Here is a 14,692-nt window from a genome sequence, read left to right as displayed (position 1 = left end):
TCCTGCTCTTGCTGCTGCTGTTCCTGCTTGGCTTCCTGCTCCGCCTGCTTCTGCTCAGCCTCCTTCTCCGCCTCCGCCTGCTTCTGCTCCTGCTCCTTCTCCTTCTGCTCCTGCTTGGCCTCCTGCTCCGCCTGCTTCTGCTCAGCCTCCTTCTCCGCCTCCGCCTGCTTCTGCTCCTGCTCCTTCTCCTTCTGCTCCTGCTTGGCCTCCTGCTCCGCCTCCTTCTGCTCCTGCTCCTTCTTCGCCCGCTCCTGCTCGGCCTTCTGCTGAGTCATCTGGTTGATCTGGAACTGCTGCTGCTGTTGCTGGTACTCCTCCTGCTTCTTCTGCTGCTCCTCCTGCTTGGCCTCGGCCTCTTTCTCCTTCTGTTCCTGCTTGGCCTCCTGCTCCGCCTGCTTCTGCTCCTGCTCCTGCTGCTGCTGTTCCTGCTTGGCCTCCTGCTCCGCCTGCTTCTGCTCCTGCTCCTTCTCCTTCTGCTCCTGCTCGGCCTCCTGCTCCTTCTCCTTCTGCTCCTGCTCGGCCTCAGCCTCGGCCTGCTTCTGTTCCTGCTCCTTCTCCTTCGCCGCAGCCTTGGCTTCGGCTTCCTTCTCCTTCTGTTCCTGCTCCTTCTCCTTCTGCTCCTGCTTGGCCTCCTGCTCCTGCATGTACTTCTCTTGCTTGGCCTCGGCTTCCTTCTCCTTCCGCTCCTGCTCAGCCTCGGCCTCGGCCTGCTTCTCCTCCCACTCCTTCTCCTTCTCCTCCTGCTCCTTCCGGTACTTCTCCTCCTTCTCCTCCTGCTCCTTCCGGTACTTCTCCTCCTTCTCCTCCTGCTCCTTCCGGTACTTCTCCTCTTTCTCCTCCTGCTCCTGCCGGTACTTCTCCTGCTTCTCCTCCCACTCCTTCTCCTTCTTCTCCTGATCCTTCTCCTTCTGCTCCGCCTCCTTCTTCTCCTTGTCGGCCACGTCGTCGTCGTACTCCTGGGACAGGCTGTCCCCGCTCGACGTCTTGATCGTGCCAAGATCGAATACCGAGGGGCTCCACGCGTCGTGCACCGTCCGCAGCGCGAAGTCGGCGTTGTCGACCAGGTTTTCCTCGACGGATTTCTTCCACCGCTCGATCGCCGCCTGGCCGACCGCCTTCCAGGTATCCAGACTGTTCAGCGGGCCGTAGTTGTGGCCCTTTTCGTCGACGGCATCCTGGCGGAAATTACCGGTGGCGTGATAGGTGGTTTTCGTTTCGCCACGGGCACGGGTATGCACTTTGTAGGTGATGTTCGTGATGTTGTGGTCCCACACGTGGTCGGTGATCTTCGACAGCAGGTCGGAGAGGAAGCTCAGCGGGTTACCATCTTTCGCTTCCCACGTAGCCCAGTCCTGCTGGAGTCCCCGGGCCGCTTTCTTGAACACGTCACCTGCGATCCGGATGGCGTCGCCCGGTACGGAAAACAGCGCACCGTTGCGCAGGTCGTCGGCGTAGTCCTCGTACCGCTTGTTCAGCATGTGGATGAGATGCCAGAAGACGCCGGCTGCCGTGCCCTTCCACGCCTCGTTCTCCTGCATCCCGACCCGCTTGTGCCATTCCTCCAGTTCTGCCTGGCGGTAGGTGTAGAACAGGGCGACACGATCGAAGGCGGTCGCCGCCCTGTCGAACGACGCCAGATCGACGACCCGTTCGGGGGGCACGGATATTCCGTTCCACTCGAAGCCAGTCGTACCACCGTCGTTGTCGAGCAAAGCCTCAAGGGCCCGGCCCGTTCCGTAGGCGTACTGCGTGTGCGGGCCGGTGTCCCACTCCGTCCCCTCGTCCGACTTCTTGAAGTCGTTGTCGTACCTGGCCTTGTTCTTGCCCCCCTCGTACACACCGCCGGACGGCCTGTCTTCGATGTTGTGGTTGCCCAGGAGCGTGAACCGGGCCTTGTAATAGGTGACTTCGTCCCCCGACGCTTCCTCGCCGGACTCCTCCTCGTCCCCCGTCTTGTAGAAGGGGATCACGAAGTCTGTGTTGCTTATGTTGCGACCCGCGTTATCGACACGCCATTGAAGGTCATCCACATCGACGTAGGTGACGCTCTTCTGCTTGGTGAGTTGCACCTTCATCAGCGGGATGTCGTCGTTGCCGAACCACTCCTCAAACAACGTGTCGATCTTTGGCGCTTCGTAACCGGTGAAATAGTAGATCGCCTGCTGCCAACGATCACTTTCCTTGGAAAACGGCACGGCGGCGCCTCCATCGGGCGGGGGAACGAAGGGGGGTGTGGGGTACTGCGGCACTCAGCCGGGACGACTACCGCTCACTTGTTGTCATGATTCTTCACCATCAGTTTTCGTCGTTCTCGCCATCGCCCCCGCCGGAGCCCGACCCTCCGGAAGTCAGGTCGTCCTCCACGTCTTCGAGGCCGTCGAGGAACTTCTCGCCATCGATCTTGGCCAGGTTGCCATCCTGTGTCTTCAGCAACGTATGGACGGTTTCCCGCAGGTTCTCCTCGATGTCGTCGAACAGCGTCTGCTGTTCCTCGATCATCCCCACGATCTGGTCGATGAGAGCCACCAGGGTCTTGTGCAGGTGCGCCCCGTTGGTCAGCTCCTCCCCATCACCGGTCATGGCGCCGATAGTGAGGGGCAGCTGCGTCCCCGAGGGGATGGGGGGATCCGCGAAATCATGCGGATTCTCCTTCTTCAGGCTGCCCAGCGCGGGAATATCGCCCCTATCCTTGAGGATGTTTTTCAGCTCCACCTGGAAGTCGTGCACATCGACGTTGATGAAGTGCTCCATCCACTCCTTGTTCAGCTGGATCGACTTGGCCATCTCACTGCCCCTTCTCGTCGGCCGTTTCTCTCTATGGATGTCCTATGTCGAAACGGGCGACCGCCCACGTTTTTCAACGCGCAGACAGCCGCCCGTGCCGCACCGCGCCTCAGCGGCCGATCTTCACGTTTTCCCAGCTGGCCGTGAGGTTCCGCTGGTTGGTCCGGTAGTTGTCACCGATGTCGTTGAGCAGGCCCGCATGGCTCGCGAGGAGCCGCTTCATCTCCTGGACGGCCTCGTGCCACGTCTTCTGCTTCTGGACGTAGACGTCCCGGTCTTCACCTTCCCAGCTGCTGATGAACTTCTGCAGCTCCGATTCGAGCTGGCTGAGAATCTTGTCGATGTTCTGAGTCTGCAGCCGCATGTCCTCAGCCGCGTTGTCGGTGCCCTTGAAATCGACGTATATGTGCCCGTCGGAGAAGTCCATTGACACAGCACGTACCTCTTTTCACTGCGAGGGGATACGGGGGGGATTCGGGACGGAACCGGGTGTCCGTCACCCGGGGTTTCACTCAGCCGTGCAGCGCGTCGAAAATCGCCTTCGACTGCGCGTACTCCTGGTCGACGGCGTCCTTCTGCGAACCCTGCGTCAGATTGTTCGCCCGGAGCGTCTCGTTCAGCGTGTCGATGACGTCGTTGAGGTTCTTCGAGATGATTTCGGCCTGGTCGTCCCAGGACTGCAGCAGGTCCTGGTACTTCTGACCGTCGCTGCCCCCGTAGGCACCGCCCACGTTGGCCTTCGTGTTCTCGACGTCCTGGCGGCAGACCTGGATGTTGGCGAACGCCTCTTCCGTGGAAGAGATTCCGTTGCGGGTTGCGCTCTCTTCTGACCTCGTCAGTTCTGACACGAGATGTCCCTTCGGCTGTTATTCGCCACCAGGCACGGCGCACTGGCGGCCGGCGAGACCAATGACGACGGGCCATCAGCCTGACGGCCCCCTACGGATAGCCCATCTCAAGCAATGCTATGAGGCAGTGAACAGCATTAGCAATCGTTTCCCTCAGGAATTTACAAGCCAGTCACGTCACTTAGTGCCAAGAATGCACGTCAATGACAACCTGTCATTTATTCGTTTCACACCGCGGCGCCGAGGATTTACTCCGCCCCATGCTCGCCGCCTGTGGAGTCAGATCCGGACCCGTTGGCAGCATGGCCAGCAGTGAGGACGGAATGGCCTGCGCCTCGCCCTCGCTGTATCCCAGCGCCTTCAGGGAATCGGCCGCGGGCAGCCGGTATTTCATTCCGGTGTCCGTCACCAGGTAAAGCGTGTTGCCGACCTCGCCGCCGCCCGCGCCCAGCACATGCACCAGCGCGCCTCCGCCTGGCCGCACCGTGATCCGGTTAACCGTCACACACGCCGGGACGAGCCCCTCCGGCGGGGCCTGCGCGGTCGGGCCGAGATTCACGTCGCGGATCAGGGCCACGCTCACCCGCGTACCGTCGCTCCCGGACTCCACCCCGACACATGGTGTCCGTCCGGCACCGAGGTCCACCGGCTCCGGCGGGGTCTCCGGCTGCCGCTTCCCCGTCTCCACCTCCGGCGTGTCCGGGGCCAGATGGCCGCTCAGCGCGTCGGCGCCCAGGCTCGCGGGCGACACCGCCCCGCCCGCGTACGCCTTCTGCCGGGTGTCCGGATCGCCGAGGACCAGCGCCGCGCCGGTGGCGGTCAGCGGGGCAAGACCCTCCTTGCGCAGCAGGTAGTAGCGGGCGGTGCCGCCCGGCGCGGCGACCTTGAAGACCTGGCCGACCCGGGTCTTGAGCCCGCCCAGTTCCGGCCCCTGCCCACCTCGGCCCGGCACGGCCGACGGGGCCAGATCCGGGCCCGCGGGCAGGGAGTTGAGGAACGCGGCCGAGACCGGCACCGGCTTCGTGGAGCCGTATCCGAGCGCTTCGGCGGCGTTGGCCTTCTGGTCGAGCCGCAGCCTGCGGCCCTGCCACACCAGGTAGTCCTCCTTGTCGGGCCCGCTCACCAGCAGCCCCTGCCCGGACTTCAGCCCCGCGCCGTCGGCGTTGGCGCCCACGGCCACCGTGGTGCCGGTCGCTCCGCTGGTGTTGCCGGAACACACCTGCCACGGGTCGCCGGTCAGGTTGTCGTTGCCCGGCGGCTCGTCGGGGGCGCCGCTGATGCCGACCGGCGAGCCGTGCGGGGTGCCGCGCAGCGACTTGCTCCCGATGGTCATGACCTTCATCTGGTCACCCGCGAGCAGCCGCGCCGAGGTGTGGTTGCGCACCGGGCGCAGCCGTCCGCCCAGGTACAGGTAGCGGGTACCGGTCTCCTTGTTGATGACCAGCGTGCCCGGGTCCCGCCAGGAACTCTTCGTGCCGGGGCTGAGCAGGCCGAAGACGAACGCTCCGGCGCAGAGCAGGATCCCGATGAGGACGCTGATGGTCACGGCCCGGTTGGTCCTGCCCTGGGGGCTCTCCGGGGCGTCGGGATCCGCGCGCAGCATGGCGGACGTCAGCCGCCCCATGACGAACATATGCGCCTGGACCTGATCCCGCTTCGTCTGCATCGGTCACTCCCTTCCGCGTCGGTCCGTCTTGCTCACGCCATCAGCCCGCGGAGGGCGCTGTAGACGCCGAGCGCCCACAGGACCAGGGGCAACAAACTGAGCGCCATCAGGTAGTGCAGGATCTCGGCCGCCCGTCCCCAGTACGGGACGAGGCGCCGCCCCGGTACGGTCCAGGAGACGATGGCGATGACCGCCGTGAGGCCGAGCAGTCCGGCGGCCACCAGCGGCCGGCGGTCCGGTGCGTACGACTCCGCGCCGACGAGGATCAGCAGGAGCAGCCCGGCCACGCCGGGGAGGGTCAGCGAGAGCCGCTGCCAGGTGTTGCCCAGACCCCGCGCGTGCAGCATCAGCAGCAGCGAGAGCACCACCACCGTGAGCACCGAGGGGAGGTTGGCGTACCAGGCGAGCGCCCCGAGGCAGGCGGCGCAGGTGGCGCCGACCGCCCCGTACAGCGAACTCATCCAGCCGTCCGCGAGCGCCGTGCGGCCGGCGACCGCCGCGGTCGGGTGCGGTTCGATGCCCTCCTGGAGCTGCTGGGCGTTGGTCGGCAGCGGTGGCACCTTCAGCCCCGACATCCGGAAGGACAGCGAGGGGACGAACGCGCCGAGCACCACCGCCGCCAGGGCGATGATCCCGGCGACATGGTGCGGCGCCAGGTCCGCGGTGATCATGAGGGTCCCGGTGATGGCGCCGAACACCGCGACCACGCCGGTGCCCAGGAAGAGCGCGGCGTACGCGGCCACGGCGGCGAGCACGACGATCGCGCCGCCCGCGCCCGCCACGCAGGACGCCAACAGCCGGGAGCCCACGACCTCGTTGGCGTGCGCGCCGGTGATGTCGCCGCCGGGCAGCAGCCATCCGGCGAACGCCAGGTAAGGCGCGGCCATGAAGCCGAGCGTGGCGCCCGCTCCGGCGTCGCCGACCGCGCGGCTCGCCGCCCCCGCGCCCGCGACCAGCAGCAGTCCGGTCACGGCGGCGCACACGGCGCGCACCCCCACGGAGCCGCCGGGCAGGGCGAGCACCACGAGCCCGGCGGTGAGCACGGTCACCGCGAGGCCGAGCAGCAGCCGCCGGCTCGCCTCGGGGGTCCAACCGTAGGGGCGGGACCGCATGGTGTCCGAGATGCCGGCCACGAGGTCGTCGAGGTGGGCCTCGGGCAGCGCCTCGGTACGCGGCCGGAGGTAGAGCGTTTCGCCGTCGCGCAAATCGTACGAGTCGAGGGTGCGCTCCTCGTCCATCGGCCCGCCGCCGAGGCGCTGCAGCACCCAGCCGCCGTGGTCGACGCCGTCCTCGCCAAGGTCCTCGCCGCCGTAGCCGAGGACGGCGGGCAGCAAGTCGGCCACGGGGACATCGGAGGGCACCGCCAGATCGACGCTCTTGGCGGGCGCGCGGACGGTCAGCCGGCACAGGTCGGCAACCTGGGTGTCAGTCATCTGGCCGACTCACGCTCCTCCGGGGTATTCCGCCGAAGGACATCGTGTCGCGAAATGACAGAATGACACTACTCCGGCCGGAAACTGTCTCGGTGGCGAAACGGGCTGGACCTGCATTCCGGTAGGACATGACTCCGTCCGCTCACCTGGGCAATGCACTTACCTTTCGGCAAAGTACACACCTTCCATGGGGTACACAAGTAAAGAGACCGAAGGACAGCGTGTCACCAAATGACAGAATGTCACTGGACTTCATTGACGGAATGACATCGAAACTCCAGGCATAAGCTCTCGCAGTGGCGAAACAGGCTGGACCTGCATTTCAATAGGGCCTGGTTTCGTCTGCACACCGCCCGTAAGGAGACCGTTCGTTGAGTGTGGTCCTGTTCCGCCGGCCGGCCCGCCGCCGTGGCCCGGACATGCCCGAGGGCGAGCTGAACCTCCAGGAGCCGCCCACGCTGCCCGAGGAGGTGCCCGACAGCTCCGCCGTGTGGACGTACCTGCCGATGGCGCTGATGTCGGTGTCGATGATGCTGATGTTCATGCGGCCGGGCATGAGCCGTTCTTCCGGAAGCCACTTCATGTACCTGGCCGTCGGCATGATGGTGCTGGCCTCCGGCGCCATGATGCTCGGCCAGATGATGCGCAAGATCAGTGAGCGCAAGCAGCGTCTCAAGGGCGAGCGCCGCGACTACCTGCGCTATCTCACGCAGATCCGGCGCAAGGTGCGCACCGCGGTCGCCGACCAGAAGAAGGCCCTGGCCTGGCGCCACCCCGACCCCGCGGCCCTGTGGGCGCTGGTGGGCACCACCCGGCTGTGGGAACGCCGCCCGCAGGACGAGGACTTCGGCGAGGTCCGGGTGGCCGTCGGCGAGCAGAAGCTCGGCCTGCGGCTGACGCCGAAGGCCACCACGCCGGTGGAAGACCTGGAGCCGCTGGCCGCGCACGCCCTGCGCAGCTTCATCCGGGCGTACTCCACCGTGCCCGACCAGCCCATCGCCATCTATCTGCGGTCCTGGGCGCGGGTGCTGTTCCGCGGCGACGAGGAGCGGATACGTTCCGTCGCCCGCGCGGTGATCGCCCAGTTGGTGACCTTCCACGCACCCGACGACATATGGGTGGCGCTGTGCGTGTCCGACGAGCGGCGGGCGGACTGGGAATGGGTGAAGTGGCTGCCGCACAACCTCCACCCCCAGGAGAGCGACGGCGCGGGCCAGGCCCGCATGTGCGTCTCGGCCTTCAACGAGCTGGAGGACCTGCTCGGCGCCGAGTTCCTGGAGCGGCCGGCCTTCGACCCGGACGCGGCGGCCGGGCGTGAGGAGCCGTTCACCGTGATCGTGGTGGACGGCGGGAGCGTCCCCGGCGGGCACCGGCTGGACGGGCCGGGCTTCCGCAACGCCGTCGTACTGGACCTGAGCGGCGCGCTGACCTGGCGGCCCGGCCGGGTCACGCTCCGCTTCGAGGTGTCCGGGCAGGACTTCACGCTGGTCCGTACCGACCGGGAGCGCAAGGAGCAGCCCACCCGACTCGGCCGCCCCGACCGGTTCGGACCGCTGGGCGTCACCGCGCTGGCCAAGCGGATCGCCCCGTACCGGATGGGTATGGGCAGCGAGGTCGCCGAACCGCTGGCGGCGAATGTGGAGTTGACCACCCTGCTGGGGATCAGCGACCTGCGCCGGCACGACCCTGCCACGCTGTGGCAGCGCAACACCGGCTCCGCCCGGCTGCGGGTGCCGATCGCGGTGTGCGCCGACGGCACCCCGCTGGAGCTGGACATCAAGGAGTCCGCCCAGGGCGGCACGGGGCCGCACGGCATGCTCATCGGCGCCACCGGCTCCGGCAAGAGCGAGCTGCTGCGCACCCTGGTGCTGGCGCTCGCGCTGTCCAACTCCTCCGAAACGCTCAACTTCGTCCTGGTCGACTTCAAGGGCGGCGCCACCTTCCTCGGCCTGGACGAACTGCCGCACACCTCGGCGGTGATCACCAACCTGGCGGGCGAGGCGGCACTGGTCTCCCGGATGCAGGACGCCGTGCACGGCGAGCTGATGCGGCGGCAGGAGCTGCTGCGGGCTGCGGGCAACTACACCTCCGCGCTGGACTACGAGAAGGCGCGGGCGTCCGGCACCCCGCTGACGCCGCTGCCCAGCCTGTTCATCGTCGTCGACGAGTTCAGTGAGCTGCTGGCCGCGCACCGCGAGTTCATGGACCTGTTCGTGATGATCGGGCGGCTCGGGCGGAGCCTCGGCGTGCATCTGCTGCTCGCCTCGCAGCGGCTCGACGAGGGCCGGATGCACCAGTTGGAGAGCCACCTGTCGTACCGCATCGGGCTGCGCACGTTCTCCGCCATGGAGAGCCGTGGCGTGCTCGGCGTGCCCGACGCCTACCAGCTGCCGCCGCGGCCCGGCAGCGGCTATCTGAAGTCCGGTGTGGAGGCGCTGATGCGGTTCCGCGCGGCGTACGTCTCCGGCCCGTACCAGGAGCGGCGGGCCGGCGCGAACCAGGCCCGGGTGGCCAGCCAGACCATGCCGTGGACCTCCGGTTATGTGGTGCCGCGCCAGCTGTCCGACCTGCCCGAGCCGGAGCCCGAGGAGGAGTTGGAGGAGACGGGCGACACGCTGCTGTCCGTCGCGGTGGAGCGGCTGCTCACCGCGGGGCCGCCCGCCCACCAGGTGTGGCTGCCGCCGCTGGACCTGCCCGCGACCCTCGACCAGGTGCTGCCCCCGCTCACCCCCGACCCCGACCTGGGGCTGACCACCGTCGGCTGGCCGGGGCGGGGGCGGCTGACCGTCCCGATCGGCATCGTGGACAAGCCCTTCGAGCAGCTGCGGGACCTGCTGACGATCGACCTGTCGGGCGTCGGCGGGCACGTGGCCATCGCGGGCGGCCCGCAGAGCGGCAAGTCCACCCTGGTGCGCACCATCCTCACCGCGCTCGCGCTCACCCACTCCCCGCGCGAGGTGTCGTTCTTCTGCCTGGACTTCGGCGGCGGCGCGCTGGCGGGCCTGGCGGAGCTGCCGCATACGGCCGGGGTGGCGGCTCGGCTGGACACCGAGCGGGTGGGCCGGACGATCGCGGAGGTCAACTCGCTGCTGGCCGCGCGCGAGCGGTACTTCCTCGACCACGGCATCGACTCCATGGCCACCTACCGGCGCCGCCGGGCCGCCGGGGAGTTCGCAGACCAGCCCTACGGGGACGTGTTCCTGGTCATCGACGGCTGGTCGACGGTGCGGCAGGACTTCGACCAGCACATGCAGACGTTCAACTCGATGGCCGCCCGCGGCCTCAACTACGGCATCCACCTGATCGTCACCACCGCCCGCTGGGTGGAGCTGTCCGCGGGCGTGCGCGACCAGGCCGGCACCCATCTGGAGCTGCGGATGGGCGACTCGATGGACTCCGAGATCAACAGCCGCCGCGCGGCCACCGTGCCGCGGCTGCCCGGCCGCGGTCTGACCCGGGACGGCATGCTGCACTACCTCTCCGCGCTGCCCCGTATCGACGGGATGGAGAGCTCGGAGGACCTTGCGGACGGGGTCGCCGGCCTGGTCGCGGCGGTCAAGGAGAGCTGGCCGGGGCCGCGGACCCCGCAGGTGCGGATGTTGCCGACCAAACTGCCGGTCTCCCAGCTCCCGCCGCCCGAGGGCGATCTGCGGATGCCGATCGGCCTGGAGGAGAGCGAACTGTCCACGGTGTGGCACGACTTCAGTGAGACCCCGCACATGATCGTCGTCGGCGACACCGAGAGCGGCAAGACCAACATGCTGCGGCTGACGGCCAAAGCAATCATGGAACGGTATACGCCCGCCGAGGCGCGGATCATGGTCGTGGACTACCGCCGCACCCTGGTGGAGGCCATCCCCGACGAGTACCGCCTCGGCCACGCGGTCTCCGTCGACGCGCTGCGCGACATGATCGGCGGGGCGGCCCCGGCGGTCAAGGAGCGGGTGCCGGGACCGGACATCGCCCCGGGCCGGATGAAGCTGTGCGACTGGTGGACGGGCCCGCGGCTGTTCATCCTGGTCGACGACTACGACATGGTGGGCGGCGACTCGATGAACGCGCCGTTCGAACCGCTGCTGGCGCACCTCGCGCTCGGCTACGAGGTCGGGCTGCACCTGGTCGTGGCCCGCTCCGCGGCGGGTGCCTCGCGCGGCCTCAACGACCGCCTGCTGCGGCGGATGCTGGAGGTCAACACCCCCGGTCTGCTGCTGTCCTGCCCGCCGGCGGAGGGCTACCTCTTCGGCAATATCAAGGGCCGGGTGCTGGCGGCGGGGCGGGCCACGCGCATCGCCCGTCACAAGACGACGCAGGTGCAGACCGCGCTGGTTGACGAGGGGTAGGGCGCGTGCGCACGAGCGGAACCTGGAAAGGCCGTTGCCCCCCGGACCGCGTTCCGGGGGACGAACGCGTCAGGGGGGCAACGGTGTTTCAGGGGAGGAGCGAACCTCCGCCCAGCAGGGGCCGGCTAGCGCACGAACAGGTCCCAGACCTTCTCCCGGCCCTGGACAATCTTCCCGTTGCAGTTGAACTGGGTGATACGGCCCTGCTGGGCCAGCGTGTTCCCGGCCGTCTGGCAGTCCACGGCCGACTTGTAGGTCGAGAAGTAGCGGTACTGGGGGGCGGCGGAGGCGGAGCCCGCGGTGAGCGGGATGGTCACTATCGCGGCACCGATCGAAAGAGCGGCAACCGCACGAGAATGCCAGGACTTCATGTTTTCCTCAGCTTTCGTCAACGTCACTCAGTGACACGTATTCAGTGGCGCATCGCCATGGGGTGGCGACGGGAAAAGCATACGACTCGCGAGGGAAAGCTTTCAGCCGATCCCGAAGGAATTCCGGTAACACGTCACCTCCTTTCTGCTGTCCGAATTTGCCGCGGAGGCTGCCCGATTACCGTTGCAGGCCTGCCCGAAAGGGAGTCGGCGACGAGCCGACGCTTGCCGGAAAAGGCGTGGCGGGCCGTCCATGCGGGCGAGGAGGATGCCCGCAAGGGAATGAGGGCCCGCCCGAATGGGGCTGGAATTCCCAAGGAGCGGACACCGGGGCCGCAAGGACCCTTGGGCCGCTGCCCGTACGGCCCCTCGGCGCCGTACGGGCAGCGGCCCTCAGGAACTACCGGTCTCCGCGGGCTCCGTGGTCACCGCGGGCTCCCGGTCCCGCGCGCCCCCCGGGCGCCAGCGCCGGGCCCGGCCGCGGGGGATCACCACGGCCCCGGCGGCCACCAGCAGCAGCAGGCCGCCGCCCGCGCCCGCGATGATCAGGGCGCGATGGCGCGGCTCGGGGGAGGCGGCCGGGGGGACGTGCGCGGCCGCCGGCTTCGGGGTGGCGCCCTGCTTGTCGGTGAGCAGCGAACTCACCGCCGCGTACGGGTCCACCCGTGGCGTTTCCGACGGATACGCGGCCACCGTCAGCTGCCGTGCGGCCTCGGCCGCGGACATCTCCGGGTACCGGGCCCGTACCAGCGCCGCCGCCCCCGCGACATGCGCCGCGGCGAGCGAGGAGCCCGAACCGATGTAGTGGCCCGAGCCCTTGGGCCCGACGCTGACCACCGCGTCACCGGGCGCCGCCAGATCCGCGCCGTCCAGCGCGGGCGCGCTGTCGGGGCGCCGGCCGTCCGGGCCGTAGTCGATGACCGAGAGCACGCCGGGCGCGGACGCGGGCCAGTACCAGGGCGCGGGCTCGACCGCCTTGCCCGTGTTCCGGTCCCTGGGGAGGAAGTCCGGGCCGACCGGCGCGACCACCAGCGCGTCGTGCTCGGCCGCGTACGCCACGGCCTTGGTCAGTTCGGCCTTCCCCGTCGCCAGCGCCCGCCCGACGTAGATGACGTCGGCGCCCTTGTCGGCCGCGGTGCGGATGCCCGCCGCGAGGGTCGCGGCGGTGGTCTCGCCGCGCGTCCGCGTCCCGCGCACCGCCAGGATCCGCGCCCCGGGCGCGACCCCCGCCACGCCCACGCCCTCGCCGGGCGCCGCCGCGATCAGGCCCGCGGCGAAACTGCCGTGGCCCACGCAGTCCTCGCCCGCGTCGCCGACCGCGGTGACCCGGCCGGACAGCGCCGGGATGTCCGTACCGACACCGGAGTCGACCACGGCGACGGTCACCCCGGCGCCCTGGGACAGCTCCCAGGCCCGGCCGAGCCCGAGCGTGGACCGGGACCAGGTCGCGTCCTCGGCCTTCCTGGTGGACGCCTTCGCGCATGGGTCGTCGGACGCCAGCACGGAGGCGACGGCGGGCAGTTCCACCGAGCCCGGGTCCGCGGCGGCCGGGGTGGCCGCGGTGGCGAGCGGAGCCGTGGCCAGTGCGGCGGCGGCGACCACCCGCGCCACCGGATGACGATGAGAGAGAGCACGTCGCATGGCGCGCATGTTACGCGACCCAGGGATGAACCACCGCAAGGTGGTCGATTTACCCATATAAAGTTGTTCAACTTGATAGTTCCGCTTACCTGGATAGCTCGTTCTGTCTGGCCGGGAAGTCGGCCCAGGCACCACAACAAGGAGGTCCCTGCGTGTCACGGCAGTTGCTCACAGTCGGCCCGGACCAGACGGAGAACTTCCGGACGATCGGCGAGGCCCTGGCGAAGGCGCGTACGGGAGCGGTCATCCGCGTCAAGCCCGGCCGCTACCGCGAGAACCTCACGGTCAGGACCCGGCTCACCATCGTCGCCGACGGCGACCGCGGCAGCGTGGAGATCTGCCCGCCGCGCGGCACCGCCGTGGTGCTCGTCGCGGACGCCGTGATGCTCACCGACCTGATGCTGCGCGGCGGCAGCGAGGACCTGCCGGTGGTGGACGCGCCGCGCGGCCAGGTCGCCATGGACGGCTGCACCGTCGTCGGCTCCGGCTGGACGGCGCTCCTCGCCCGCGAGAACGGCTCGCTGGCCATGCGCGGCTGCCGGGTCTCCAACCCCGAGGGCGCGGGCATCGTGGACACCGCCCCCACCGGCAGCGTCATCGACGACTGCCTGATCGAGCACCTGGGCACCTCCGCCGTCGTCCTCAGCGAGCAGGCCCGCACCACCGTGCGCGGCTGCCGGATGCGCGACGCCAAGGGCAACGGCCTGCTCGCCAACGGCGAGGCGCAGGGCCGGGTCGAGGACTGCGACATCTCCGGCACCGAGAAGCCCGCCGTCGCTCTGGAAGGCCGGTGCGCCACGCACGTGGCGCGCACCCATGTGCACGACACCTCCGTCGGCGTCTACGTCACCAGCGCCGCCCGGCCGGTGCTGGAGGAGGTCACCGTCAGCGACACCACAGGACCCGGCATCGTGCTCGCCCAGGGCGCCGACCCGGAACTGCTGCGCTGCCGCACCGCGCGTACCAAGGGCAACGGCCTTGCGGTCACCGAGCGTTCCCGGGGCACGTTCCAGGACTGCGCGTTCGACGCCGCGGCATCCTCCGCGATCCGCGTCGTCGACTCCAGCGCCCCGCTGCTCTCCGACACCACCGTGCGCGACTGTGCCGACGCGACGGCGGCCGTCCTGCTGTCCGAGGGCGCCTCGGCCGAGTTCGACCGCCTGGAGGTGGTGGACGCGGCCGGCGTCGCCGTCTCCATCCGCACCGGGGCCAACCCCCTGCTGCGCAACGCCCGTCTCCTCGCGCCCGGCGGCCACGGCGTGGAGGTCACCGAGGACGGCCGAGGGCGCCTGGAGGACTGCACGGTCGAGCGCTCCGCAGGAGCGGGCATCCGCGCCGCGGGCGGCGGCGCCCCCGAGATCACCGGCACCGTGCTGCGCTCGACGGCCCAGGCCGCCGTCTGGGTCGGCACGGGGGGCCGCGCCACCGTGCGGGACTGCCAGATCCACGCGGGCACCGCCGCGGGGCTCCATGTGGAGAGCGGCGCCGAACTCTCCGCCGGCCGCACCCAGGTGACCGAGGCCGGGGCACACGGCGTGCTCGTCGCCGACGGCGGCCGGGCCACACTCGACGCCTGCCAGATCAGCGGCAGCGTCGGCGACGGCATCCG

The 14,692-nt window shown here is 69.1% G+C and carries 10 protein-coding genes; 2 read left to right on the top strand and 8 right to left on the bottom strand.

The window, feature by feature from the left end; translation table 11 throughout:
• The 6 genes from CCN51_RS59410 to eccD all read right to left on the bottom strand — a co-directional run.
• A partial coding sequence (locus CCN51_RS59410) for an AAWKG family protein (RefSeq protein ID WP_170061354.1) occupies positions 1–2,195 on the bottom strand: 2,195 nt, incomplete at its 3' end.
• A 100-nt stretch (positions 2,196–2,295) separates the two neighbouring features.
• On the bottom strand, positions 2,296–2,784 hold the full coding sequence (locus CCN51_RS38705) for a type VII secretion system-associated protein (protein WP_014173173.1): 489 nt from the start codon (positions 2,782–2,784) through the stop codon (positions 2,296–2,298).
• Between the two features lie 109 nt (positions 2,785–2,893).
• On the bottom strand, positions 2,894–3,211 hold the full coding sequence (locus tag CCN51_RS38700) for a WXG100 family type VII secretion target (protein WP_014173174.1): 318 nt from the start codon (positions 3,209–3,211) through the stop codon (positions 2,894–2,896).
• An 85-nt stretch (positions 3,212–3,296) separates the two neighbouring features.
• Entirely contained in the window at positions 3,297–3,632 is a 336-nt protein-coding gene (locus CCN51_RS38695) for a hypothetical protein (RefSeq protein ID WP_014173175.1), read from the bottom strand.
• A gap of 214 nt (positions 3,633–3,846) precedes the next feature.
• A complete protein-coding gene (eccB, locus tag CCN51_RS38690) occupies positions 3,847–5,298 on the bottom strand; it encodes a type VII secretion protein EccB (RefSeq protein WP_014173176.1) in 1,452 nt (483 codons plus the stop codon).
• Between the two features lie 32 nt (positions 5,299–5,330).
• Complete coding sequence (eccD, locus tag CCN51_RS38685) at positions 5,331–6,731, bottom strand: type VII secretion integral membrane protein EccD (protein ID WP_014173177.1); 1,401 nt, start codon at positions 6,729–6,731, stop codon at positions 5,331–5,333.
• A gap of 377 nt (positions 6,732–7,108) precedes the next feature.
• On the opposite strand from eccD, the gene eccCa reads away from it, so the two are divergent.
• Positions 7,109–11,071 (top strand): type VII secretion protein EccCa, encoded by a 3,963-nt coding sequence (gene eccCa, locus CCN51_RS38680; RefSeq protein WP_086860650.1) that lies wholly within the window; start codon positions 7,109–7,111, stop codon positions 11,069–11,071.
• Positions 11,072–11,196: 125 nt separating this feature from the next.
• On the opposite strand, the gene CCN51_RS38675 is transcribed toward eccCa, so the two are convergent.
• Positions 11,197–11,388 (bottom strand): hypothetical protein, encoded by a 192-nt coding sequence (locus CCN51_RS38675; protein ID WP_014173179.1) that lies wholly within the window; start codon positions 11,386–11,388, stop codon positions 11,197–11,199.
• 447 nt (positions 11,389–11,835) lie between these two features.
• The gene (locus tag CCN51_RS38670; RefSeq protein ID WP_055414097.1) at positions 11,836–13,083 is read right to left on the bottom strand and encodes a S8 family serine peptidase; all 1,248 of its coding nucleotides are present in this window, start codon (positions 13,081–13,083) and stop codon (positions 11,836–11,838) included.
• Between the two features lie 152 nt (positions 13,084–13,235).
• On the opposite strand from CCN51_RS38670, the gene CCN51_RS38665 reads away from it, so the two are divergent.
• On the top strand, positions 13,236–14,692 hold a 1,457-nt coding region (locus CCN51_RS38665; protein ID WP_211303286.1), incomplete at its 3' end, for a right-handed parallel beta-helix repeat-containing protein.

Source organism: Streptomyces milbemycinicus (assembly GCF_002154605.1).
In the GTDB taxonomy this organism is placed as follows: Bacteria; Actinomycetota; Actinomycetes; order Streptomycetales; family Streptomycetaceae; genus Streptomyces; species Streptomyces milbemycinicus.
The sequence above is the reverse complement of the archived record's forward strand: the minus strand, read 5'-3'. Positions and strand labels throughout refer to the sequence as shown.

What these genes read in the sequence shown, in the direction of transcription:
- CCN51_RS38670 (WP_055414097.1), bottom strand. Translation starts at nt 13,083, where the DNA reads ATGCGACGTGCTCTCTCTCATCGTCATCCGGTGGCGCGGGTGGTCGCC.
- CCN51_RS38705 (WP_014173173.1), bottom strand. Translation starts at nt 2,784, where the DNA reads ATGGCCAAGTCGATCCAGCTGAACAAGGAGTGGATGGAGCACTTCATC.
- eccB (WP_014173176.1), bottom strand. Translation starts at nt 5,298, where the DNA reads ATGCAGACGAAGCGGGATCAGGTCCAGGCGCATATGTTCGTCATGGGG.
- eccD (WP_014173177.1), bottom strand. Translation starts at nt 6,731, where the DNA reads ATGACTGACACCCAGGTTGCCGACCTGTGCCGGCTGACCGTCCGCGCG.
- CCN51_RS38700 (WP_014173174.1), bottom strand. Translation starts at nt 3,211, where the DNA reads ATGGACTTCTCCGACGGGCACATATACGTCGATTTCAAGGGCACCGAC.